The sequence below is a fragment of the Lentzea californiensis genome (genome assembly GCF_024648825.1).
GTDB lineage: Bacteria > Actinomycetota > Actinomycetes > Mycobacteriales > Pseudonocardiaceae > Lentzea > Lentzea californiensis.
The window spans coordinates 102,237-126,298 of record NZ_JANBBE010000005.1 but is presented as its reverse complement, the minus strand read 5'-3'; the positions used below and the strand labels follow the sequence as shown (position 1 = coordinate 126,298).

19 protein-coding genes are annotated in these 24,062 nt (G+C 70.6%); 10 read left to right on the top strand and 9 right to left on the bottom strand.

Going from position 1 to position 24,062, the window contains the following annotated elements; genetic code table 11:
- Nucleotides 1-5: 5 nt before the first annotated feature.
- The 8 genes from LX88_RS20080 to LX88_RS20045 all read left to right on the top strand — a co-directional run bounded on the left by LX88_RS20080 (nt 6) and on the right by LX88_RS20045 (nt 9,934).
- A complete protein-coding gene (locus tag LX88_RS20080; RefSeq protein WP_258949313.1) occupies nt 6-2,486 on the top strand; it encodes an excinuclease ABC subunit UvrA in 2,481 nt (826 codons plus the stop codon).
- Between the two features lie 27 nt (nt 2,487-2,513).
- Nucleotides 2,514-3,320 carry an IclR family transcriptional regulator domain-containing protein gene (locus LX88_RS20075; RefSeq protein ID WP_258949312.1) on the top strand — a complete coding sequence of 269 codons (807 nt, stop codon included), beginning with the start codon at nt 2,514-2,516 and terminating at the stop codon, nt 3,318-3,320.
- 74 nt (nt 3,321-3,394) lie between these two features.
- Nucleotides 3,395-4,813: an amidohydrolase family protein gene (locus LX88_RS20070; protein WP_258949311.1), complete on the top strand. Its 1,419-nt coding sequence runs from the start codon at nt 3,395-3,397 to the stop codon at nt 4,811-4,813.
- Nucleotides 4,813-5,952: a CaiB/BaiF CoA transferase family protein gene (locus LX88_RS20065; protein ID WP_258949310.1), complete on the top strand. Its 1,140-nt coding sequence runs from the start codon at nt 4,813-4,815 to the stop codon at nt 5,950-5,952. Before LX88_RS20070 ends, LX88_RS20065 begins: the two co-directional genes overlap by 1 nt.
- Complete coding sequence (locus tag LX88_RS20060; RefSeq protein WP_258949309.1) at nt 5,939-6,706, top strand: citryl-CoA lyase; 768 nt, start codon at nt 5,939-5,941, stop codon at nt 6,704-6,706. Before LX88_RS20065 ends, LX88_RS20060 begins: the two co-directional genes overlap by 14 nt.
- A gap of 3 nt (nt 6,707-6,709) precedes the next feature.
- Complete coding sequence (locus LX88_RS20055; protein ID WP_258949308.1) at nt 6,710-7,576, top strand: dioxygenase family protein; 867 nt, start codon at nt 6,710-6,712, stop codon at nt 7,574-7,576.
- Nucleotides 7,561-8,448, top strand: a complete 888-nt coding sequence (locus LX88_RS20050) for a zinc-binding dehydrogenase (RefSeq protein ID WP_258949307.1) — start codon at nt 7,561-7,563, stop codon at nt 8,446-8,448. Before LX88_RS20055 ends, LX88_RS20050 begins: the two co-directional genes overlap by 16 nt.
- Nucleotides 8,449-8,485: 37 nt before the next feature.
- Nucleotides 8,486-9,934, top strand: a complete 1,449-nt coding sequence (locus LX88_RS20045; RefSeq protein ID WP_258949306.1) for an FAD-binding oxidoreductase — start codon at nt 8,486-8,488, stop codon at nt 9,932-9,934.
- Between the two features lie 52 nt (nt 9,935-9,986).
- Here the strand turns inward: LX88_RS20045 and LX88_RS20040 are convergent, their stop codons facing one another.
- From LX88_RS20040 to LX88_RS20030, 3 genes are all read right to left on the bottom strand, one after another.
- On the bottom strand, nt 9,987-10,889 hold the full coding sequence (locus tag LX88_RS20040; protein ID WP_258949305.1) for a S1 family peptidase: 903 nt from the start codon (nt 10,887-10,889) through the stop codon (nt 9,987-9,989).
- Between the two features lie 595 nt (nt 10,890-11,484).
- On the bottom strand, nt 11,485-11,946 hold the full coding sequence (locus tag LX88_RS20035; RefSeq protein ID WP_258949304.1) for a GNAT family N-acetyltransferase: 462 nt from the start codon (nt 11,944-11,946) through the stop codon (nt 11,485-11,487).
- 79 nt (nt 11,947-12,025) lie between these two features.
- Nucleotides 12,026-14,305: a proprotein convertase P-domain-containing protein gene (locus LX88_RS20030; protein ID WP_258949303.1), complete on the bottom strand. Its 2,280-nt coding sequence runs from the start codon at nt 14,303-14,305 to the stop codon at nt 12,026-12,028.
- A 196-nt stretch (nt 14,306-14,501) separates the two neighbouring features.
- Here LX88_RS20030 and LX88_RS20025 point away from each other — a divergent pair, with 196 nt between their 5' ends.
- A complete protein-coding gene (locus LX88_RS20025; RefSeq protein ID WP_258949302.1) occupies nt 14,502-15,386 on the top strand; it encodes a helix-turn-helix domain-containing protein in 885 nt (294 codons plus the stop codon).
- A 33-nt stretch (nt 15,387-15,419) separates the two neighbouring features.
- On the opposite strand, the gene LX88_RS20020 is transcribed toward LX88_RS20025, so the two are convergent.
- Nucleotides 15,420-17,468 (bottom strand): fibronectin type III domain-containing protein, encoded by a 2,049-nt coding sequence (locus LX88_RS20020; RefSeq protein ID WP_258949301.1) that lies wholly within the window; start codon nt 17,466-17,468, stop codon nt 15,420-15,422.
- An 83-nt stretch (nt 17,469-17,551) separates the two neighbouring features.
- Nucleotides 17,552-18,838: an MFS transporter gene (locus tag LX88_RS20015; protein WP_258949300.1), complete on the bottom strand. Its 1,287-nt coding sequence runs from the start codon at nt 18,836-18,838 to the stop codon at nt 17,552-17,554.
- Between the two features lie 155 nt (nt 18,839-18,993).
- Between LX88_RS20015 and LX88_RS20010 the strand changes: the two genes are divergently transcribed.
- Nucleotides 18,994-19,536 carry a class I SAM-dependent methyltransferase gene (locus tag LX88_RS20010; protein WP_258949671.1) on the top strand — a complete coding sequence of 181 codons (543 nt, stop codon included), beginning with the start codon at nt 18,994-18,996 and terminating at the stop codon, nt 19,534-19,536.
- Here the strand turns inward: LX88_RS20010 and purU are convergent.
- From purU to LX88_RS19990, 4 genes are read right to left on the bottom strand one after another with little or no spacing between them, the layout of a single operon-like run.
- Complete coding sequence (purU, locus tag LX88_RS20005) at nt 19,533-20,375, bottom strand: formyltetrahydrofolate deformylase (RefSeq protein ID WP_258949299.1); 843 nt, start codon at nt 20,373-20,375, stop codon at nt 19,533-19,535. The genes LX88_RS20010 and purU overlap by 4 nt on opposite strands.
- On the bottom strand, nt 20,375-20,953 hold the full coding sequence (locus LX88_RS20000) for a sarcosine oxidase subunit gamma (protein ID WP_258949298.1): 579 nt from the start codon (nt 20,951-20,953) through the stop codon (nt 20,375-20,377). Before LX88_RS20000 ends, purU begins: the two co-directional genes overlap by 1 nt.
- Complete coding sequence (locus tag LX88_RS19995; RefSeq protein ID WP_258949297.1) at nt 20,943-23,780, bottom strand: 2Fe-2S iron-sulfur cluster-binding protein; 2,838 nt, start codon at nt 23,778-23,780, stop codon at nt 20,943-20,945. The genes LX88_RS20000 and LX88_RS19995 overlap by 11 nt, the downstream gene beginning before the upstream one ends.
- On the bottom strand, nt 23,777-24,058 hold the full coding sequence (locus LX88_RS19990; protein ID WP_258949296.1) for a sarcosine oxidase subunit delta: 282 nt from the start codon (nt 24,056-24,058) through the stop codon (nt 23,777-23,779). The genes LX88_RS19995 and LX88_RS19990 overlap by 4 nt, the downstream gene beginning before the upstream one ends.
- Nucleotides 24,059-24,062: the final 4 nt, after the last annotated feature.

Genomic DNA, 24,062 nt, shown 5'->3' with positions numbered 1-24,062 from the left:
GGTGGATGCAGGAACAGCCTTGGGCCATCGAGGTGCGCGGCGCGCGGGTGCACAACCTCCAGGACGTCGACGTCACGGTGCCGCTGCGCCAACTCGTCGCCATCGCGGGCGTGTCCGGATCGGGCAAGTCGTCGCTCGCGATGGGCGTGCTCTACGCGGAAGGCTCACGGCGCTACGTCGAGGCGCTGTCGACGTACACCCGCCGCCGGATGTCCCAGGCACCGCGCGCGGCCGTCGACAGCGTCCGGCACGTTCCGGCCGCGCTCGCCCTGCGGCAACGGCCGGGCGTGCCGGGGGTGCGCAGCACGTTCGGCACCTCCACCGAGCTGCTCAACGTGCTGCGCCTGCTGTTCTCCCGGCTCGCCTCGCACCGCTGCCCGAACGGCCACCGGCAGGAACCCACGATCGCCGTGGCGCAGGAGCTCGACCTGACCTGCCCGGTCTGCGGCGTCAGGTTCACCCCGCCGGGTGCGGAGTCGCTGGCGTTCAACTCCGACGGCGCTTGCCCGCACTGCACCGGGACCGGCGTGGTGCGGGAGATCGACGAGGACCGGCTGGTCCCGGACCCCTCGCTCACGATCGCCGGCGGGGCGGTCGCGCCGTGGTCGCTGTTCGGGCTCGCCGTCATGCCCGAGGTCGTCGGGGAGTTCGGCGTGCGCACCGACGTGCCGTACGCCGACCTCACCGACGAGGAACGCGAGATCGTCCTGCACGGTCCCGCGGAGAAACGGCAGATCCGCGTGCCGTCCAAGGCCGGCCGGGTGTTCGACCTGAACTTCACCTACCGCAACGCGCGGCTGGCCGTCCAGGAGGCGATGGACAACGCCACCACCGAACGCGGACTGAACCGCGTCAACAGGTTCATCACCACCCAGACCTGCCCCACCTGCCACGGCACCCGGCTCAGCCCGCAGGCGCTCGCCCCGCAGGTGGGCGGGATCGACCTCGCCGATGCCACCGCGAAGACGCTGGACGACCTGGTCGCCTGGGTTCCGCTCGTCCTGGAGTCCCTGCCGCCGGACATGCTCGCGATGGCCCAGAGCATCACCGGCCAGCTGCTGGGGACCGCGCGGCGGCTGGTCGAGCTCGGCCTCGGGTACCTGAGCCTCGACCGGGCGTCCTCGACGTTGTCCACCGGCGAGCGGCAGCGCGTGCAGCTCGCGCGGGCGGTGCGCAACGAGACGACCGGCGTGCTCTACGTGCTCGACGAGCCGTCCATCGGCCTGCACCCGTCCAACGTGGACGGACTGCTCGGCGTGGTGCGGGACCTGTTGCGGGACGGCAACTCCGTGGTGCTCGTCGACCACGACGTCCAGGTGCTGCGCGAGGCCGACTGGCTGATCGAGATCGGTCCCGGTTCCGGAGCGGAGGGCGGTCGCGTTCTCGCCACCGGTGACGTCACCGCGCTCGCGGAGGACCCGGACTCGTTGCTGGGCGGCTTCCTCGTCGGCCGCGAACCGGTCGTCGTGCGGTCGCGGGCCGGTGACGACGAGATGTTCGAGCACGGCCGCATCCACCTCGCGACCCGTCCGTTGCACACGGTCCACGCGTTGAACCTGGACCTTCCGCAGGGGCGCCTCACCGCGGTCACCGGCGTGTCCGGTTCGGGGAAGACCACGCTGGTCCTGGAAAGCCTCGTGCCCGCGCTGGAGGCCAAGAACGCCGGCACCAGGCTGCCGGCCTGGGTCGAGGAGGTCGACGCCGGGGCGATCACGCGGGTGAACGTGGTCGACGCGACCCCGATCGGTGTCAACGTCCGCTCCACCGTGGCCACCTACAGCGGTGTCCTGGACGACCTCCGGCGCGCCTACGCGGCCGGTGCGGAAGGCCTGACCGCGAGCGACTTCTCCTACAACACCGGGTCGCTGCGGTGCCCGCGCTGCGAGGGCACCGGGGAGATCTCGCTCGACGTGCAGTTCCTGCCGGACGTCGACATCGCCTGCCCGGACTGCGGCGGCACCCGCTACTCCCCCGCCGCGAGCGAGTTCCGCCGCACCGAGGGCGGGATCACCCTGCCCGGTCTGCTCGCGCTGACCGTGCGGCAGGCCGTCGAGCACGTGCGGGACATGCGCCGGGTCCGCGCCCGCCTGCAGGCGTTGATCGACCTGGGCCTGGGTTACCTCACCCTGGGCGAGGCCACCACCGCGTTGTCCGGCGGAGAGGCACAGCGCCTGAAGCTCGCCTCCGAACTGGACCGCGACCAGGCGAACGCGCTGTTCGTGCTGGACGAGCCCAGCGTCGGCCTGCACCCGCTCGACGTTCGCACGCTGTTGTCGGTGATCGGGCGCCTCACGGACAGAGGCGCGACCGTCGTCGTCATCGAGCACGACCTCGACCTGATCGCGAACGCCGACCACGTGGTGGACATGGGCCCCGGTGGCGGAGCGGCGGGCGGCACGATCGTCGCCGCGGGAAGTCCGCGGCGAGTCATGTCGGAACCGGGCAGCCTCACGGGCCGGTACCTCGGCAAACACCTCACCGCCTAACGGACAAGTGTCCGATATTGTGAGCATATGCCTGCTCGCCCTGACACCGGCCCCGACTTCATCGAGGCGCTCGCCCGCGGCCTGGACGTGATCCGCGCGTTCCGGCCGTTGCGCCCGGTGATGACGCTCAGCGAGGTCGCCTCGGCCACCGGGCTCGCGCGGCCGACCACGCGCCGCATCCTGCTGACGCTCGCCGAGCTCGGGTACGTGCGGCAGAGCGAGGCCGGCTTCGCGCTCACGCCGCGGGTGCTCGACCTGGGCGTCGCGTACGTGCGGTCGATGGGCCTGTGGGACGTGGCCCGCCCGCACATGGAACGGCTCTGCGCCCGCACCAACGAGTCCGTGTCGATCGCGCAGCTCGACGGGCCGGACATCATCTACGTCGCGCGGGTCGCCGTGCCGAAGATCGTCACGCTGTCCGTGCAGATCGGCACGCGGTTCCCGGCATTGCCGACCTCACTGGGAAAGGTGCAGCTCGCCGCGCTGGCGCCGGACGAGCTGGAGGCCGTGCTGGCGCAGCCGACCCGGTCCGGGCTGACGTCGCGCTGGCAGCCGGGCACGGCCGAGCGCGACGCCGAGCTGCGGGACGTCCGGGCGCGCGGCTGGGCGCTGACCGACGAGCAGCTCGCGCTGGGCATCCGGTCGGTCGCGGCGCCGTTGCGCGACGGGAGCGGCAGGGTCGTGGCCGGGATCAACGTCAACTGCCACGCGTCCGAGACGTCGGTCGAGCACATGGTCGAGCACCACCTGCCGCTCCTGCTGCAGGTCGCGGGCGAGATCAGCGCCGACTTCGCCCGCCTCGGCACGGTGCCGCACGAGGTCGTCGCGTCCTGAGGGGTTGACCAGCGGCCGTCAAAGGTTGACGATTCAACGGACACCTGTCCGCCAGACGGTCAAGGGAGTTCCCGATGAGTTCCGTCGTCCTGAGAAACGGCACTGTCCTGACCATGGACGGCCGCCAGCCGCTCGTCGACCACGACGTCCTCGTCGCCGGCGACCGCATCGCCGCGATCGGGCCGAGGCTGGAGGTGCCGGAGGGGACCGTCGAGGTCGACGCCACGAACGGCATCGTCATGCCGGGCATGATCGACACGCACCGGCACATGTGGCAGACCGCGATGCGCGGCTACGGCGCGGACTGGACGCTCACGCAGTACTTCGTCTGGTACTACCTGGAGTGGGGCAAGGTCTTCCGGCCGCAGGACGTTCACGCGGGCAACCTCCTGGGCGCGGCCGAGGCGCTCGACGCCGGGGTCACCACGACCGTCGACTGGTCGCACGGCCTGCAGACCACCGAGCACGCGGACGCCGCCGTCGACGCGCTGCGGGCGGTGCCCGGCCGGTTCGTGCTGGCCTACGGCAACATCCAGGACAGCCCCGCCGCCTGGACCGCCACCCCGGAGTTCCGGGACTTCGTCTCCCGCCGCATCACCGGCGACGACATGCTGGGCTTCCAGCTCGCGTTCGACGTCACGGGCGACCCGTCGTTCCCCGAGAAGGCGGCCTTCGAGGTCGCCCGGGAGCTCGGCGTCCCCGTCACCACGCACGCCGGTGTGTGGGGCGCGACCAACGACGACGGCATCAGGCTGATGTACGACAACGGGTTCATGACGCCGCAGTCGATCTACGTGCACGCGGCGACGTTGTCCGCCGACTCCTACCACCGCATCGCGGCGACCGGCGGCTCGATCTCCGTGTCGACCGAGAGCGAGCAGAGCGCGGGCCAGGGTTACCCGCCCACCTGGGCGATCCGCGAGCACGGCATCCCGGTGTCGCTGTCGATGGACACGTCGGTGTGGTGGAGCGGCGACCTGTTCTCCGCGATGCGCGCGACGCTCGGTGCCGACAGGGCCCGCGAACACATGGCCGCGCACGGCACCAACGACACCGTCACGCACTCGTCGCTGCGAGCCGAGCAGGTCGTGCAGTGGGCGACGACGGGTGGCGCACGGGCGTTGGGACGCGACGCGGACCTCGGCAGCCTCGAAGTCGGCAAAAAGGCCGACATCGTGTTGCTGCGCAACGAGAACTCCCCCGCCATGTTCCCGATCCTCAACCCGTACGGGCACGTGGCGTTCCAGGCGCAACGGTCCGATGTGGACACCGTGCTCGTCGACGGGCGGATCGTGAAGCGCGACCACAAGCTCGTCGGCGTCGACCTCGACTCCATCCGCACCCAAGTGTCGGACACCGTCGACCACCTGCGGGCGCAACTCGGCGAGGAGGCGTGGGCGAAGGGCATGAACCCGGACATCCCTGAGTCCAAGGTGCTGGACAACCCCTACACCTACACCGAGTACCGCGGCGACACGAGGACGTCCGTCTGATGGGCGGTCCACTCGAAGGCCTGCTCATCGCCGACTTCTCGCGCGTCCTGGCGGGTCCGTACGCGACCATGCTGCTGGCCGACATGGGCGCCTCGGTCGTCAAGGTCGAGGGTCCCACCGGCGACGAGACCCGCACGTGGACGCCGCCCGTCCGCGACGACGTCTCCACCTACTACCTGGGCGTCAACCGGGGCAAGCGGTCGATCGCCCTCGACCTGCGCTCGGAGGACGACGCCGCGCTGGGACGGGAACTCGCCCGGCGCGCGGACGTGGTGATCGAGAACTTCAAGCCCGGCGGCCTGGCCAAGTACGGGCTCGACCACGCCTCGGTCAGCGCCTCGAACCCGAGGGTCGTCTACGCGTCGATCACGGGTTTCGGTTCCGGGGAGGGCAGGCACGTCCCCGGCTACGACCTGATGGTGCAGGCGATCTCCGGGCTGATGAGCCTGACCGGCGATCCCAACGGGCCGCCGTACCGCGCGGGCATCTCGGTGTTCGACGTGATGGCGGGCAACCACGCGGTCATCGGCATCCTCGCCGCGCTGCGCCACCGCGACTCGACGGGGCAGGGCCAGCTCGTCGAGGTGAACCTGCTGTCGTCGGCGCTGACGGGGCTGGTGAACCACAGCTCGGCGTTCGTGGCGGGGGACGTCGTGCCGTTCCGCATGGGCAACGCGCACCCCAGCGTGTTCCCCTACGAGCCGCTGCCGACCGCGGACAACGACCTGATCGTCGCGGCGGCCAACGACGGCCAGTTCCGGCGGCTGTGCGAGGTCCTGGAGTTGCCCGAGGTGCCGGACGACCCGCGGTTCGCCCGCAACGCCGACCGCACGCGCAACCGCGAGGACCTGCGGCCGGTCCTGGTGGAACGGCTGCGGGCCCGTGGCGCCGTCGAGTGGTTCGACCTGCTCGTGGCCGCCGGGGTGCCGTGCGGGCCGATCAACACGATCGACGGCGGGTTCGCGATGGCCGAACGGTTCGGGCTCGACCCCGTCGTGGTCGTCGGAGACGTGCCGACGACCCGGCACCCGATCCGCTTCTCGGAGACACCGGCGGTCTACCGGCTGCCGCCGCCCGAACTGGACGAGCACGGCGAGGAGCTGCGCACGTGGTTGAAGGAGGACCGTGACGGTCTATGAAACGGCGCTCGGCTCGTCCACGCCCGACACGATCACGTTGCTGGGGCAGGACCTCGCCCGTGACGTGATGGGCACCGTCGGGTTCGGTGAGCTGGCGTTCTGGCTCGCCACCCAGCGCAGGCCGAGCCCCGGCGAGACGCGGCTGTTCGAGGCGGTGCTGGCCGCCCTCGCCGACCACGGGTTCACGCCGACCGCCATCGTCAGCCGCCTGACCTTCCTGTCCGCCCCCGACTCCGTGCAGGGCGCGCTGGCGGCGGGCCTGCTCGGTGGTGGTTCGCGGTTCCTCGGCGTCACCGAGGACGCCGGCCGGTTCCTCAACTCCGTGGTCAGCGCTCACGCGCCCCGGGAGGACTGGGACGCCCTCGCGCTGGAAACCGTCCGGGCGCAGGGGAAGGCCCGCATTCCCGGGCTCGGGCACCACGTGCACAAGAACGGCGACCCCCGCACGCCACGCCTGTTCGAGATCGCCGAGGAGGAAGGCCTGATCGGGCCGCACCTCTCGCTGTTCGCCGCGATCGGGCGCGTTCACCCGCAGGTGCTCGGCAAGACGTTGCCGCTCAACGGTGCCGGCACGTGCGGCGCGGTGCTCGCCGACCTCGGGCTGCCGCTGGAGCTGTTGCGGGGCTTCGCGTTGCTCGCCCGCACCGCCGGTCTGATCGGGCAGCTCGCCGAGGAGCTGCGCAACCCGGTCGCCAACCAGATCTTCCTGTCCGTCGACACGAATACCAGGTCCGTCGCGCCTGTCGAGGAGTGAGCAATGCAGCTCGTCACCGAGGACAACATCACCGCGCTCGCGGAGCAGCGCTGGGCCACCGCGAAGGACCCGAGAACCGCGCAGCTCATGACCGCGCTCATCCGGCACCTGCACGGGTTCGCCCGCGAGGTGCGGCTCACCGAGGCCGAGTGGATGACCGCGGTCCAGTGGCTCACCGCGACCGGGCAGATCAGCGACTCCAAGCGCGAGGAGTTCATCCTCGCGTCGGACGTGCTCGGCCTGAGCATGCTGGTCGTGCAGATGAACCACCGGTTCGACGCGGGCGCGACACCGGCGACCGTGCTCGGGCCGTTCCACATCGACGGCTCCCCCGAGCTCGGGTTCGGCGGTGACATGTCCGACGACGTCGACGGAACTCCGCTCTACCTCACCGGAACCGTGCGTTCGCTGGACGGTTCGCCGGTGTCCGGGGCCGTGCTGGACGTCTGGCAGGCCGACGCCGAGGGCGCGTACGAGGCGCAGCTCGAAGTGGACGAGGCACGGCTGCGCGCGAAGTACCGGGCCGAGGCGGACGGCACCTACTGCGTCCGCACGATCACGCCGAAGGGGTACGCGATCCCGATGGACGGGCCGGTCGGCGCGTTGATCGGGCAGACCGAGATCAGCCACTTCCGGCCGGCGCACGTGCACTTCCTGCTCACCGCCGAGGGGTACGAGCCGCTGATCACGCACCTGTTCGAGGAGGGCGCCGAGTACCTCGACAGCGACGTCGTGTTCGGCACCAAGCAGGAGCTCGTGGTCAGGTTCGAGCCGCGCGAGCCCGGTCCGACACCGGACGGCGGCACGTCCGCGGTGCCGTGGGTGCTCGCCGAGTTCGACTTCGTGTTGCAACCGTGCGCGCCGCGGTAGTCGTTCGTCCCGGTCAGCCTCCGTCGCTCGCCGACCGGGACGAGCCCTTCGGCGAGGTCGTCGTGGACGTCCTCGCCGCACCCATCACGCCGTTGGACCGCTTGTGCGCCAGCGGCACGTCCTACTTCGGCGTGCCCGCGACGCCCTACGTGCCCGGCGTGCAGGGGATCGGGACCGTCGGCGGGCGGACGGTGTGGTTTCCCACCAGTGCCGGGATGGCACCCGGCGACGGGAGCATGGCCGCGAAGGCGGTGGCGCGGGAGGAAGACCTGGTGTTCCTGCCGGACGTCGACCCGGTCGTGATGGCCGCACTCGGGTTGTCCGCCGTCGCCGCGCACATGGCGTTGAGCGGTCTGGCACCGGGCGAGACCGTGGTCGTGCTCGGCTGCGGTGCGGTCGGTCAGGCCGCGATCCAGCTCGCCCGGCTCGCCGGTGCCGGACGCGTGGTGGCCGCGGCGCGTTCGGCGGAAGCCCGTGCACGCGCGGTGCGGGCGGGAGCGGACGTCGTGGTGGCGCTGGAGGACGTGGCCGGCGCCGCCCAAGGCGCCGACCTGCTGATCGACCCGCTGTTCGGAGCACCCGCCGCAGCGGCCGCCGGGGCGTTGCGACCGGGCGGCCGGTGGGTGAACCTCGGCGGGTCAGCCGGCGAGACGAGCCCGATCACGTCGTCCACGTTGCGCAGCAGGTCGTTGCGCCTGACCGGCTACACCAACAACGAACTGACCGGGCGGCAACGGGCCGACGCCATCGCCGTGATCGCCCGGCACGCGGCCGACGGTGCGCTCACCGTCGACCACGAGGTGGTGCCGCTGGCCGATGTCACCGGCGCGTGGGACCGCACCGCTCACGGCCGGGTCGTGCTGGCCGTGTGAAGTCGCCGGGCTGATCATGGCGTGCCACCATGATCAGGTGGATCGACGCAGGTTTCTGAAGGCCGCGGGCCTCGCCGGTGCCGGTGCCGCACTCGCGGCCTGCACCTCCTCCCCCACCGCGCCCACTTCCCCCACTTCGCCCGTTCCGCCACCGTCCAGTTCGTCCGTTCCGAGTGGACCGCCCGACTGGACCGCCCTGCGCTCCCGGCTGTCCGGCAGAGTCGTGCTGGCGGGCGACGACGGGTTCGCCTACCAGGGCTTCAACCCCGTGTGGGACGCCCGGAAACCCGCCGCCGTCGCCAAGGTCACCTCGGCGGCGGACGTGCAGGCCTGCGTCGAGGCTGTTCGCGGGCGTGCGCCCATCGCCGCCCGCAGCGGAGGTCACAGCTACGCCGGCTACTCGTCGCCGCTCGGCGGCCTGCAGGTCGACCTGCGCGGCATGGCCGGCATCGAGGTGCTGCCCGGTGACCAGGTGCGGATCGGGTCCGGCGCCGCTCTCGGTGAGGTGTCGAGGACGCTGGCGGCGTCCGGCCGGTGCCTGCCGACCGGTACGTGCCCGTCCGTCGGGATCGCGGGCCTGACACTCGGTGGCGGCATCGGTGTTCTCTCCCGCAAGTACGGGCTGACGTGCGATCACCTGGTGTCCGCGACGGTGGTCACGGCCTCCGGAGACCTGGTCACGACGTCGGCGCAGCAGGAGCCCGACCTGTTCTGGGCGCTGCGCGGCGGAGGCGGCGGCAACTTCGGGATCGTCACCGAGTTCGTGTTCTCCACGGTGCCCGCGCCGGACGTCACCGTGTTCTCGCTGTCGTACCCGGCCGGTGCCGCGGCGGACGCGCTCGGCGGGTGGCAGACGTGGACCGCGAAGGCACCGAACGAACTCTGGTCCAACGTCGTGGTGCGCGGCGGGACCCAGCCGACCTGCCGGATCGGCGGGTGCTTCGTCGGCTCCGCCGGTCAGCTCGCCTCGCTGGTGAACCAGCTCCCGGCGCCGGCGCAGCGGTTCGTCCAGGCCCAGACCTACGCGCAGGCCACGCAGTACTTCGCGGGTGGCCCCATCACCCGCGAGTCGGCCGTGGCGTCGTCCCGCATCGTGCGGGAGCCGATCAGCGACCCCGCGAAGGCCGTGGACCTGCTGGCGGGCCAGTCGGAGGAGACGTACCTGATGTTCGACGGGCTCCGCGGGGCGGTGGCCGACGTCGCGCCGGACGCGACCGCGTTCCCGCACCGCACGGCTCTCGCGAACGTGCAGATCTACCTCAAGACGCCGCCCGAGGCCGCCGAACAGGCGCGCGGCACCCTCGCGACGATCCGCGACGGGCTCGGCGCGCTGGTCGGCGACGCCGGGTACGTCAACTACATCGACCCGCAGATGCCGCGGTGGGCGCAGGCGTACTACGGCGGCAACCTCGCCCGGCTGCAGGACGTCGCCGCCAAGTACGACCCTGATCACGTGTTCGCCTTCGCGCAGGCGGTGTCCCGGTGACACCGGTCCAGTGACGTCGTGACCGCTGGCGCACAACGAGAGTGACGCCGGATCAGGGGATGCGCGCGCCCACCGCGGCGAGCGCACGGGTGACGGGCTGGAAGAACGTCACTCCGCCGCTGCGGCAGTCGCCGCTTCCGCCCGAGGTCAGGCCGATCGCGGTGCCGTTGACGGTGAAGAGCGGTCCGCCGCTGTCGCCGCCCTCCGCGCACACGGTCGTCTGGATGAGACCGGTGACACGGCCCTCCGGGTAGTTCACGGTGGCGTTGAGGCCGGTGACACGGCCGGCGCGCAGTCCTGTCGTGCTGCCCATCCGCTGGACCTGCGTGCCGACCCGCGCCTCGGCGGCGCGCTGGATCCGCACCTTGCGGCCGTTGCCGGTGTCGACCTCGCTGGGCGCGTCGGTGTTGCGGTTGTTGTAGGTGAGCAGGGCGAAGTCGCCGTTGCCGGGGAACGTCGAGCGCGCGACGGTGGCTGCGGCGCGGCCACCCGGTGTGAGAGAGAACTGCCTGCCCGCGGCCGTGCAGTGGCCTGCGGTGAGGATGCCGGGGCGGCCGTCGTCCGTGACGACGTTGAAGCCGAGCGAACAGCGGCTGCCGCCGGCGAAGATCCCGTCGCCGCCCTCGGCGAACAGCTTGAACGTGCCCGCGGTGCGTTGCAGCCTCACCCCGGCGCCCATGCTCTTCACCGTGGACACCAGGTTGTCCCACTTGGCGCCGGTCACGGTGCTGTCGGCGGTGACGAGAACCTCGTTCGTCGACGTGTTCACAGCCCACGCGGTGCCCGGCGCGGAAGCCTTCTCCCGCAACGTCTCGGTGGCCTGCGCGGGAGCCGTGCGCAGCTCCGGTGCCGCCTGGCTCGCGGTGAACGTCGAGGCGGTGATCGCCACGGCGACGAGTCCGATGGCGCCCGCGATCACCTTGACCCGGCGGTTGTCGTCGTGGTGCTTGCCCATGTGGCGCCCTCTCGTTACCGGATTGAGATCCGCTCCTGTCCGGGTGTACGTACGGCGAGGCGCTCCGGTTTAGGTGAATCGCCGGAATCGGAATGATCGACGACGTGCCCGCGGATGTCCTCTTAGGACACTTAGGCGAAGATGCGTGCATGGACTCGCTGTTGCTCGCCACCGCGTTCACCCCTGCGAATGTCTGGTTTCGGCCCCTTTGAGGTGACCCAGGCCGATGTACGGTCTGCTTCGTGAAGGTTGTTGTGCAGGTGAAGCTGCTGTTGGACGCCGTGCAGGTGTCCGCGTTGGCGGCGACTCTGCGCAGCTGTAACGAGTCTGCGGACTGGGTGTCGCGGGTCGCGTTCGGGCACAGGGTGTTCCGTGAGTACGCGTTGCGCAAGCACGCCTATGCGGAGTTGAAGGCTCGTGGTCTGGGTGCGCAGTCAGCCCAGCACGTGATCAAGAAAGTCGCGGACGCCTACGCCGCGCTGCACGCGGCCATCCGGGCCGGGAACCTGGGCAGGCCTGGTTCGAAGCGCCGGGTGAAGAGTGGCGCACGGAGAACGCGACTCGGCTTGAAGGGCCGACCGTCACGCCCGAACCTTCAGGACCAAGGAGTTGACAGGCTCTTGGCGAAGTGGAACGCGGGGATGACGAAGCCCGACGCCAGGTAGAGGCGGTGCGCGTCGTGCCTCGGCGTCCCGGAGTCGAGGTGCACGCCCGCGCAGCCCAGGCGGCGGGCCTCCTCGTCGACCCATCGCAGCAGGGCGCCCGCGTGGCCCTGTCCGCGGGCGGACGGGAGCGTGCTCAGGTCGTCGATGTAGAGGTGCGGTCCCGCGTAGAGGTTGGTCATGTGCCGGAATCCGGCCAACGAGACGAGACGGTCCGTCTCGTCATAGGCGACGACGAGCCGGTAGCCCTCTCGCCGCTGGGCGCGGACGAGCTCGGCGAACTCGCCGGCGTCGGTGAGGTGCGGGCGGAGTTCGCGCATCACGTCGAACGCCAGGGCGGTGTCCCCGCCGTCCAGTTCGGCGATGGTGCGGGTGATGGTGTCGCGTGTAGTCACGGTGATGATGTTCGCCGAACAAGTGGCCTCTCAGAATACCCAGTGCAGGCATAAACCAAGAGGCCACTTGCCGCAGACCCTACGGGGTCAGGTTGACGCCCCACGTGTCGATCCGGCCGACGTCGGACGGCCCGAGGTCCTGGACGCGGAGCTTCCACGTGCCGTTGGCGGTCTCGCCCGACACGTTGGCCGTGAAGGTGCGGTCGATGTTGTCCGCGGAACCGCCGGAGCGGTTGTGCAGCGTGTACGACGTGCCGTCCGGTGCGATCAGGGCCACCGTCAGGTCACCCACGTACGGGTGGACGATCCGCACCGTCACCACGGAACTGGCGGACGGCGTGGAGGAACACCCGGAGATCACGACGTCGCTGTCGACCGCGGCGCCCGCGTCCGGGATGGCGACGTCGTTGGGGTTGGTGCCGGTGCAACTGCCGCCACCGCCGCCCGTGACGGTCAGCGAGTAGGTGGCCGTGCGGCTGGCCGAACCGGCCGCCGTGATCGTCACCGGGTAGGTGCCCGCCGCGACGGACGCCGTGGTGCTGACGGTGAGCGTCGCGTTCGATCCGGTTTGGACGGACGCGGGGCTGAACGAAGCCGTTGCACCGGAGGGAAGTCCGGACGCGGACAGCTGCACGGTCTGCGGGTCGCCGCTGACGGTCGCGGTGCCGACCGTGGCCGAGACCGACGAGCCCGCCGCCACCGAACCGGACGCCGGTGACACCGACACGGAGAAGTCCGCGCCCGGCGTTCCGGTACCGACAGCCGACTTCCACACGGTGTAGGCGATGCCGTCGACCGCGCGGTTGAGGTGCGTGTCGCTGATGTTCGCGGTGGTGTCGCAGGACGCGTGGTAGCAGGGGTCGAACGCACCGCCCGAGGTGCCGCCCCACTTCGTCGCCTGCGCCGCGGTCTTGCGGGCGCTCGCGCCCATGGCGTAACCGGACGCCGGGATGCCCGCGTTGGTGAAGGACGCGTCGTCGGAACGGTTGCGGCCCTCGGTGTTCTCCTCCGGCTGCAGGCCCAGGGAGTCCCAGTACGCCTTCATGTGCGTGGACTGCGCCGAGGTGATGTTGTTGATGAAGTAGCCGCCGTTGACCGACGCCACCATGTCGAAGTTGTGGTAGGTCTTGATCTTCGTGCGTTCGGTGGACGGGAGCTGCGAGACGTAGAAGCGCGAGCCGTTGAGGCCCTGCTCCTCGTCGGTCCACCAGCCGAAGCGGACCTTGTTCAGCATCGACGGGTTGCGCTGGGCGAGCACGAGCGCGGTCTCCAGCAGCGCGGACGAGCCCGAGGCGTTGTCGTTGATGCCGGCGCCCGCGGACACGCCGTCGAGGTGGGCGCCGAACATGTAGACGTTGTTCGCGTTGCCACCGGGCCACTCCGCGATCACGTTCGGACCGGCGCCGGTGGTGCAGCCCGAGGTGCAGGGCTGCTCGGTGACGGTGTAGCCCGCCGCGGTGAGCTTGTCCTTCACGTACGTCACCGACGCGCGGTAGCCGGCCGAGGTCGAACGCCGGTTGCCGCCGTTCTGCGAGGCGATCGTGCCGAACGCGGTCAGGTGCGCCTTGACCGCGTTGATGTCGATGTCCGGGATCTGCGGGCCGGTGCCGCCGGTGACCGTCAGCGTGTAGGTCGCGGTCTTGGTCGTACCGCCCGCGGCCCGCACGGTGATCGGGTAGGTGCCCGAGGAGATCGACGCCGTGGTGCTGATCGACAGCGTGGAGTTCGTGCCCGTCGTGACGGACGAGGGGCTGAACGACGCGGTGGCGCCGGAGGGCAGGCCGGTCGCCGTCAGCGCGACGGTCTGCGCCTGGCCCGCGGTGGTCTGGGTCTGGACGGTCGTCGAGGCCGCGGAGCCCGCCGCCACCGAACCGGAGGTGGGCGAGACGGCGACGGAGAAGTCGTTCGCCGGGGTCGAGCCGCCGAGGTTGAGCGACCAGGTGTCGATCCGGCCGACGTCGTTGTTCGCGTTGTCGTTGACCCGGAGCTTCCACGAGCCGTTCGAGGTCTCGCCCGACAGGTCGACGGTGTAGGTCTGGTCGATGTTGTCCGCGGAACCGCCGGAGCGGTTGTGCAGGACGTAGGCGGAGCCGTCCGGGGCGACCAGGCTGACCTGGAGGTCACCGACGTAGGTGTGCACGATCTTCACCGGCACCGTGGCGGTGGCCGACGGGGCCGAGGCGCACTCGCTGATGGCGATCGGCGACTCGACGGTCGTGTTGTCGCTGATCGTCACGTCGCTGTCGTTGGTGCCGGAGCACCCGGCCAGCGCGGCGGGTGCGGCCGATGCAGGGACGGCCAGCGCTGCCACGGTCATCGACACCAGTGCTGTGGCGAGCAGAGATCTTCTTCTTCGCACAGTCGGGCTCCTTCGCAGGGATGCAGGGTCACGCGACCGTAGCCGCCGCGGTCGCGACCGACATCCGGCCTTTCGGATGGTTGTCGTCACGATTGAGCTGCGGCGATCCACCGATGTCCGATTTCACTTTTAAGTCACGGCTTCCGTTGCGCCATCAGAGGGATAGCGTCGAGAACCCGGCAGGAAGGAGACATCGATGTCGCTCTCCCCAGACACGCCTCCCGGCTTCGCGGACACCCTGCGCGAGGCCGTCGCGGCGCGCGGCCTGTCACTGGAACGGATCCGCGACCACCTCGCCCGCCGCGGGGTGTCGGTCAGCCTCGCGACGCTGAGCTATTGGCAGACGGGTCGCAGCCGTCCAGAACGCCGTGCGTCGCTCACGGCCGTCGGTCATCTCGAAGAAGTGCTGGCGCTCGAACCCGGTGCGTTGTCGGAACTCCTCGGGCCCGCCCAGCGCGGAGGCCGGCGTCAGAGCACCATCAGCGCGTTCTGGCCGGTGCCGGCGGTGATAGACGACGTTGTCGGCGGGGTCGACACGCGCTGGGACTCGCGGCTGACCCGGATCAGCCAGCACGACCGCGTGACGGTCGGGCCGGAGCGCGGCGAACGGTCCTACGTGTCGCGGCAGGTGCTGCGGGCGGAGGAGGACGGGCCGGACCGGTGGGTCGTGATCCTGCACCTCGACGAGCACGACCGGCCGTTGCCGTCGATCACGCCTTTGCACAACTGCCGGCTCGGACGCGTAGTGACCCGGCCTTCCGAGGGACTTCTCGTGGCGGAGCTGATGTTCCGGGCGCCGTTGCGCCGGGGGCAGACCGTGATCACCGAGCACGAGCTGGTCAACCAGGCGCCGTACCCGCCGGCCACCAACTACTCCCGCAAGTTCCGCCGGCCCGTGCACGAGTACGTCCTCGAGGTCACCTTCGACGCCCTGGCCCTGCCCCGCACCTGCCGCCGGGTGGTCCGGGACGCGGACGGCGGGCGGCAGTCGTTCGGGGTGCGGCTGGACGAGGGCGGCTCGGTGCTGGGTGTCGCCCTGAAGTTCGGGCCCGGTTGTTACGGGTTCGAGTGGACCTGGTGAGCGGGGAACCGCCCACCAGGTCCACTCTCCTCCTCAGACCGTGAGCGACCAACTGCTCAGGACACCCGTGTCACCGGGACCGTTGTCCCCGATGCGCAGCGTCCAGGTGCCGCTCGCGGTCTCCCCTGCACCAGGGACCACGGTGAACGTCTTACCTGCCGGGAACGGGTGGCAGTTGTAGCCGCCACCGGGCGTGCGCATCAGCGCGTACGCGCGGCCGCTCGGGGCGACGAGCGTGACGTTCAGGTCTTCCAGGCACGTGTGGGTGGCGTCCACCTTGACTGTGATGGGGTTCTGGGCGGAGCCGGTGGCGGTGGATCGCACCGCGCTGATCGCCACCTGGAAGTCACGGATCGGGTAGTCCGTGTCGTTGGTGAAGGTGCGGGTGTTGCCCGAAGACGTGCGCGCGTTGACCGCCGCGGACAGCTTCGACTGGTTTCCTGCCGCGTCCACCGCACGGACGGAGAACGTGTACGCGGTGTCGGCGTTCAGTCCGGTCACGGTCGCGGTGGTGCCCGTGACCGTCGTGGCGACCGTGCTGCCGTTGAGCACCTCGTAGCCCGTCACGCCGACGTTGTCGGTCGAGGCGTTCCACGCCAGTGAGACGCTCGACGCCGTGACGCCGGTCGACCTGAGGTTGTCCGGCGCGGCCGGCGGTTCCTCGTCCGCGGTACCCGGCTTCGTGCGGGCGGTGACGGCCGCGCTGGCCGCCGATGCGTTGCCGGCGGCGTCCTTGGCCTTGATGGTGAACGTGTAGTCGTTGTCCGCCTTGAGACCGCTCACGGTCGCCGTGGTGCCGGTGACGGTGGTGGTGAGCGTGCTGCCGTTGTAGACGTCGTAGCCCGTCACACCGACGTTGTCCGTCGAGGCGTCCCACGCCAGCGAGACGCTCGACGCGGTGGTGCCGGTCGAGCGCGCGTTGCCGGGGACGCTGGGCGCGGCGGTGTCGTTCGAGCCCCCGGTGACGAGGGTCAGGTTCCACTTGCGCAGGGCCTCGTTGACCGGCTGGAAGATCGACAGGTCGGCGTCGTTGGCCGGGTTCTGCACGCACTGCGACGGGCCGCCGTCGTGCAGGCCGACCGCCTTGTCGCCGAGGAGCCACGCGCCGCCGGAGTCGCCGCCCTTGGAGCACGCGGTAGTCCAGGTGAGCCCTTCGATCACCAGGCCGCCGCCGTAGTCCACGGCCTTGTTGGTGTACTTGACCTCGCCGCACTGCCACTTCGAGGTGTTGCCGGAGTGGCAGACGCGGTCGCCGACCATCGCCTCGGCCGAGCCGGTCACCGTGATCGCGGGCTGGCCCCACGTGTTGACCGCCGCGGACAGGTTCCAGCCGGCCTCGGTCACCGCGACCACACCCATGTCGCCCTCGCGGGCGTTCACGCTGCGGGAGCCACCGACGTTCGAGGTGCCGAGCCGGTTCTGCTGACCCGACTGCCCGTACGCGGCCTGGTCGGCGTCGTTGGTGCAGTGCCCGGCGGTGAGGAAGTGCTTGCCTCCGTTGGCGTCCGTGGCGGCGAACCCGACCGAGCAGTAGGTCTCCGACCCCGGCCACCACGGGCTGCCGGCCTGCACGGTGCCGGCCTGCTGCCGTTGCTGGGACTTGGTCTCCGAGACGTGGACACCATCGCCGAGTGCGCGCACCTTCTCCAGGAAGCGTTCCGTGGCTTCGGTTTTGCGCGTGGTGTTGACCGTGACGTCGATCTGGTTGTCGCGCACGTCGACACCCCAGCTGTAGACGCCGGGCACGCCGTCGCCGATCAGCTCCTTGACCTCGCCGAGCAACTTCTCCAGATCGGCGGCACTGTGGCGCACCACCACGGCGTTGATGCCCTCGGCACGCGCTTGCCGTGCGGCTTGCTCGTCCGGGACGGCGACGGTGAGCTTGCCCGCCGCCGAGTCGAACCAATGGCCCGCGAGACGGCCGCGCAGGTCCTGCGACAGGCCCTTGAACCGTTGGTGCGCCTCGTCCTGCTGCTGGGCGCCGACGTCGGGCTGAACGGCGGCCACCGCACCCGGAACGACCGTGAACGCACCGAGCGCCAGGACCGATCCGCACGCGGCAGCGATGATTTTGCTGCGCATTCGCATGAGTGGAACTCCTTCAAAGGCAGGGTGTGGAAACGGTATTCCGGCCCGCCTCGAAGGCGCATTGTTTAACTGTTCAGTCAGCGCGGCCAGCGCGCGTGTTCGTCGTTGATGCGGAACTCATGAGCGTGTTTCCACACAACGCCTTCGGCATCACGATGTTCGTGTTCGACGACTTCCGGATCGTGCGTGGGCCAGAACTTCACGGCGATCATCGCGGCCACCGCGGTCACCGCGCCGAGAACCAGGAAGGCGGTCGCCGTGCTCGCGGACGTCGCCACCCAGCCCGCGAGCGGATAGCAGAGCAGCCAGCACGCGTGGGACAGCGCGAAGTCCGCGGCGAACAACGCCGGGCGGTCCGCGGGATCGGCGGAACGGCGCAGGAGACGTGCTCCTGGCGTGAGTGCCAGCGAGCACCCGGCGCCGATCAACGCCCACAACACCAGCAACGTCTGCCAGTGCCCGGCGAACAGCGTCCCCGCGAACAGCACCACGACCAGCACGACCGCCGCGCGCAACACCACGACGCGATCGGCGAACCGGTCGAGCAGCCTGGGCAGCGTGAGTGCCGCGACGAGCGACCCAAGGCCGTTCGCGGCCAGTGCGACGGCGACGTCGGACGCATCGCGCCCGAGGCCGTCCCTCACGTGCGCCACGGTGTTCACGAACACCATCGAGCCCGCGGCCGCCGCCGCCAGGTGCACGGCGAGAAGCCCGCGCAACCGCGGGGTGGCGAGGTAGATGCGGATGCCACGGGTGGTGGCGTCGTACCAGTCACCCTTGCGCGGCAACGGTTTCGGGCGCGGCAGCACCACGGACAGCACGAGCAGGGCCGACGCCGCGAACCCGAGGGCGGTGCCGAGGAACAGCTCGTGGAAGCTCACCAGCGTCAGAGCCGCGGCGGCGAGCGCCGGGCTGAGGAGGCTCTCCAGGTCGTAGGCCGTGCGCGACAACGTGATCGCGCGGGTGTAGTCCCGTTCGTCGGGCAGGACGTCCGGGATGGTCGCCTGGAACAACGGCGTGAACGCGGCGGATCCGGCCTGCAGCAGGAAGATCAGCACGTAGACCTGCCACACGTCGCCGACCCACGGCAACACCGCCGCGACCCCGGCGCGGACGAGGTCCAGCGCTACCAGCACGGCCCGGCGGGGCAGCGCGCCGAGCAACGCCGTGGCGACCGGCGCCACCGTCACGTAGGCGATCATCTTGATCGCCAGCGCGGTGCCGAGCACGGCGCCGGCATCGGATCCGGCCAGGTCGTAGGCCAGCAGACCGAGCGCGACGGTCGCCAGTCCCGTTCCGGTCAGCGCCACCACCTGGGCGCCGAACAGATTCCGGTAGACCGGATCGCGCAGAACGGAAATCACGGCCGAACTATAAGCACGAGAACAGGTTTGCGTCGACGGTGCAACAGCCGAACACTGGCAACAGCAATAGACTCACATTAATTCGTTGTAGGGTTTTCACCGTGCCCACCCCGTACGACGCCGTCGCCTCCCTGTACGCCGAACTGTTCAGCGACATGCTCGACACCAGGCCTCTCGAACGCGCGATGCTGGCCGCGTTCGCCGAACTCACCGAAGGCCCGGTGGCGGACCTCGGCTGCGGCCCCGGCCACCTGACCGCGCACCTGCACTCGCTGGGGCTGGACGTCTTCGGCCTCGACCTCTCCCCCGCCATGATCGCCCTCGCCCGCGAAGCGCATCCGGAACTGAGGTTCGAGCAGGGGTCGATGACCGCGCTGGACCTGGAAGACGGCGCCCTCGCCGGCATTCTGGCGTTCTACTCGCTCATCCACATGGCGCCGGAAGAGCTGCCGGCCGTGTTCGCCGAGTTCTTCCGCGTGCTGGCACCGGGAGGCCATCTGCTGCTGGGGTTCTACGCGGGTGACGATCCCGAGCCGCAAAAGTTCGACCACAAGGTGACGCTCGCCTACCGCTGGTCGCCCTCCAGCCTCGCGGATCTGCTGGGGAAGGCCGGTTTCGCCGAGGTGGGGCAGCTGGTGCGGGAACCGGTCGAGGGCGAAAGGTTCCTGCAGGCCCAGCTGCTGGTGCGCAAGCCCTAACGGAAGACGACGGTGCCGTTGCCGTTGAGCAGGACGCGGTGTTCGCAGTGCCAGCGGACCGCCCGAGACAGGGCGAGGGCCTCGGCGTCGCGGCCCGCGGCGGTCAGCGCGCGCGGGTCGTAGGAGTGGTCGACGCGCAGAACCTCCTGCTCGATGATCGGGCCCTCGTCGAGGGTCGGGGTGACGTAGTGGGCCGTCGCGCCCACGTACTTCACGCCGCGGTCGTAGGCCTGGTGGTAGGGCTTGGCGCCCTTGAAGCCCGGCAGGAACGAGTGGTGAATGTTGATCACGCGGCCCGCGAGCTTCGAGCACAGGTCGTTCGACAGCACCTGCATGTACCGGGCCAGCACCACCAGGTCGGCCTGGTACTCCTCGACGAGCTCGACCAGCCGCTGTTCGGCGGCGTGCTTGGTGTCGGCGGTGTTCGGCACGTGCACGAAGTCGAGGCCCGCCGCCTCTGTCATCGGCCGCAGGTCCTCGTGGTTGGACACGACGGCGGCGATCTCCCCGCCGAGGCTGCCCGCGCGCCAGCGGAAGAGCAGGTCGTTCAGGCAGTGGCCGGCCTTCGAGACCATCACGAGTACGCGCGGCGGCCGGTCGTCCCACAGGTCGAACTCCATCGCGAACTGGCTCGCCACCTTCGCGAACTCCGTCGCGAGGTCGTCGGCGCCGGAGGAGTCGCAGGAGAACGCGGTGCGCAGGAACAGCTTTCCGTGCACGTCGTCGTCGAACTGCTGGTGCTGGACGATGTCGCAGCCGTGGTCGACCAGGAACGACGTCACGGCGTGCACGATGCCCGCCCGCTCCGGGCAGTGCAGCGTCAGGGTGAACTGGGGCATCACGCCACCGCCAGGTACTCGGCGCACGCGTCGCTGAGCCACGCCGCGAAGTACTCGGCGAACGACGAGCGCACCAGGATCGTGTACCGGTCCTCGCCGGTCACCTGCAGGACGATTCCGGTCCTGGCGAGGAGTGTTTGCACGCAAGTGCCGACGGGAGCCGAAGCCGGGTGCAGGTCCACGGAACATCCGTGAGCCAGCACTTGCCGGGCGAGCGGCCCTTGAAGAACCAGGGTCGTGCGTTGAGCCGAAGTGTCCACAACGGACCCTCCGACAGTCCCGAGCGCGCCACGCGACACCTCCTCGATCGTGACCTGCAGGCCGGGCGAGGCCGTGACGAGGAACTCGCCCGGTCCGAGCCAGAGCACCTCGACGTCCCCGAATCGTCCGGTGCCCGAGGCGAAAGTGCAAGCGGCGGAAGGAAACGGGACTCCGAGCGCCGAGCCCATGGCCGCGATGGCGTCCGGGTCGGACACGCGGACGGTGAGCTGCGAGCGGAACGGCACCTCGGCGACGTCCAGCACCGTGGCGAGCGCCGCCAGCCGGTCGTGCCAGGCGGCGAGCGGACTAACCGTCACGACGGGCTCCTTCCTTGTCGTACAGCACGGATTCGGTGACGGTGACCGGCACCAGCGAGTCCTCGACGGGCACGTACAGCGTCTCGCCGATGCGTTCGTGGCCGGAGCGCAGCAGCGCCAGCGCGAACGTGCGGCCGAGTGCCGCGCTGGGGTAGCTGGACGTGACGTGGCCGAGCATCCGGACCGGCGGTTCGGGCAGCCGGTCGGTCTCCACGATCTGCGACCCCTCCGGCAGCAACACGGCCGGATCGACGGGCAGGAGTCCCACGAGCTGCTTGCGGTCCGAGCGGTTGTTCTCGGCGCGGGCGAACGAGCGCTTGCCGATGAAGTCGGGCTTCTTCTTCGACACGGCCCACGACATGCCCAGGTCCTGCGGCGTGACCGTCGCGTCGGTCTCCTGCCCGATGATCGGGTAGCCCTTCTCGGCGCGGAGCACGTGCATGGTCTCGGTGCCGTACGGCGTGATCCCGTACTGCTCCCCCGCCGCCATCAACGCCTCCCACACGGCGATGCCGTGCCACGCGGTCACGTTGATCTCGTAGGCCAGCTCGCCGGAGAAGCTGATCCGGCACACCCGCGCCGGCACGCCGGCGACCTCCGTGTCGCGCCAGGTCATGAACTCGAACGCCTCGTTGGAGACGTCCAGCGAAGGGGCCACCGCGGCCAGCACGTCCCGGGATCGCGGGCCCACCAGCGGGATCGTGGCCCAGTGCTCGGTGACCGAGGTGCAGTGCACATCGAGGTGCGGCCACTCCGTCTGCAGCCACTCCTCCATCCAGTCGAGGATCTTGGCGGCGTTGCCGGTGGTCGTGGTGACGAGGTACCGCTCCTCGCCGATGCGGATCACGGTGCCGTCGTCGATCACCATTCCGTCGACGCCGCACATCACGCCGTAGCGGATCCTGCCGACCTTCAGCGTGCCCATCATGTTCGTGTAGAGCATGTCCAGGAACTTGCCGGCGTCCCGGCCCTGCACATCGATCTTGCCGAGCGTCGAGCCGTCCATCATGCCGACGCTCTCGCGCGTGGCCTTGCATTCGCGCAGCACGGCCGTGTGCAGGTCTTCGCCTTCCTGCGGGTAGTACCAGGGCCGCTTCCACTGACCGACGTCCTCGAACAACGCCCCGTGCGCCACGTGCCACGGGTGGATCGACGTGACGCGCACCGGGTCGTGCAGCTCGCCGCGGTCCCGTCCGGCCAGCGCGGCGAACGACACCGAGGTGAACGGCGGGCGGAACGTCGTGGGCCGCTGCTCGGCCAGCTCGACGCCCAGTTCCTCGGCGACGATGCCCGCGGCGATCATGCCGGACGTCTTGCCCTGGTCGTGCGCGGTGCCGATGGTCGTGTAGCGCTTGACGTGCTCCAGCGAGCGCAGGCCCGCGCCGGTCGCCCGCAGCACGTCCGCCACGGTCGAGTCCCGTTGCAGGTCGACGAAGCTCGCGTCGTCGTCGCCCGGCACCCGCCACAGCACCAGGCCGGAACGGGCCGTGCAGCGCGAGTCCGACACCGGCAGCGGCACCTGGCCGCCCGGCGTGAACCCGGCGGCGGCCGCGGCCTGCGCACCGGCGTCCCGGCCCTGCCGCGCACACGCGCCGAGGTCCAGTTCGCCGGTCGCGGAGCCGGCGACCCGCACGGTGGGAAGTTCCTCGCCTGGCACGAACGCACCGAGTTCGGCGTCGTAGCGCAGCTTGCCGCGCGCCTGGCTGAACAGGCTCACCACCGGGTTCCAGCCGCCCGACACCAGGACGGTGTCGCACGCGACGGTGACGTCCGGTGAGGTGCCGGCCAGCGGAGCGATTCGCACCCCGCTCACCCGGCCATCACCCTGGGTCCCGACGACCACGTGTCCGGCTCGGACCTCGATGCCCCGGGCCGCGCACTCCGTCGCCAGCCGCGCAGGGGTCTCCGGACGGGCGTCCGCGATCAGCGCGATGTCCACACCGGACTCGGCCAGGTCGATCGCCGCGCAGTACGCGCTGTCGTTGGTGGTGAACACGACCGCCCGCGAACCGGGCAGCACGCCGTAGCGGTGCAGGAACGTGCGGGCCGACGAGGCGAGCATGATCCCCGGCCTGTCGTTGTCGGTGAAGGCCACGGGACGTTCGTGGGCGCCGGTGGCGAGCACGGTCTGCTTGGTCCTGATCCGCCAGACCCGTTGCCGGGCAACAGAGGCAGGTGCCGCGAACCCCAGGTGGTCGGTGCGCTTCTGCAGCGCCAGCACGAACCCGTCCTGGTACATGCCGAACGCCGTGGTGCGCTCCAGCACCAGCACACCCGGCGTGCTCCTCAGCTCCGCGACGACGTCCGCGACCCACTCCGCGGACGGCCGGTCGTCCAGGTACTCGTCCACGCCCAGCAGCGCGCCACCGGCCTGGTTCTGCTCGTCGACCAGCACGACGCGGGCACCGCTGCGGGCCGCGGTCAGTGCCGCCATCAGGCCGGCGGGCCCGGCGCCGACCACCAGCACGTCGCAGTGCTCGTGTTTCGCGTCGTACCGGGCCGGGTCCGGTTCGGCCGACAGCCGTCCCTGCCCCGCCAGCCCCCGCGCCACCAGACCGTCGTAGAGCTCGACCGTCGTGGCCGGCAGCATCGGCTCGGAGAACGGCGCCTCGACCTGCACCAGCGACGTCGGGTCCTCCGACCCCGCCGCGACGATGCCGCGCGGCCGGCCGAGCTTCACGCTGCTGCCGATCTCGTGCACACCATGAGCGAGCAACGCCGACGCGAGCGTGTCGCCGGGGTGCCCGGTGTACGGGCGGCCGTTGAAGGTGAAGTGCAGCAGGGTGTTCCGGTCGATCGAGCCACCGGTCGGGGTGCGGAGCGTCATGCGGTCACCTCGGGCATGGGCTCGCCCACGCGGTAGACGGCCAGCAGGTCGTGGGTGCGGGTGTCGCGGACGGCGTTGAACCACCGGCGGCACCCGGCGTTGTGGCTCCAGCGCTCGGCGAACGGGCCGCTCGGGTTCTCCCGGAAGAACACGTACCGCGCCCATTCCTCGTCGGTCAGCGCCGACGGGTCCCCGGGGTACGCGACGTGGGCCTGGCCGCCGTAGTGGAACTCCGCTTCCTCGCGCGGCCCGCACCACGGACACGGGATGAGTTGCATGTCG